Origin of the sequence: Pseudarthrobacter sp. NamE5 (genome assembly GCF_005796225.1) — a bacterium.
Taxonomy (GTDB): Bacteria; Actinomycetota; Actinomycetes; order Actinomycetales; family Micrococcaceae; genus Arthrobacter.
In genome coordinates, this window is sequence record NZ_VAHO01000058.1 from 1 (window position 1) to 286 (window position 286).

General features: G+C 66.8%; 1 protein-coding gene. It reads left to right on the forward strand.

The window, feature by feature from the left end:
- Nucleotides 1-286 (forward strand): aldehyde dehydrogenase family protein (locus FDW84_RS19065; protein ID WP_138611039.1); only part of this gene is annotated, 286 nt, incomplete at both ends.

Here is a 286-nt window from a genome sequence, read left to right on the forward strand (position 1 = left end):
CCCGTGGAACTTCCCGCTGGCCATGGCCACCCGCAAGATCGCCCCCGCAGTGGCCGCCGGCTGCACCATGATCCTTAAACCGGCAAAGCTCACACCGCTGACCTCACTGCTGTTCGCCGCCGTCATGCAGGATGCCGGCCTGCCCGCCGGTGTCCTAAATGTCATTCCCTCCTCCAGCGCCGGTGCGACCACCGGCCCGCTCATTAAGGACTCCCGGCTGCGGAAGCTGTCGTTCACGGGTTCCACCGAAGTGGGCCGGCGCCTGCTGGCGGACGCATCCGAAACA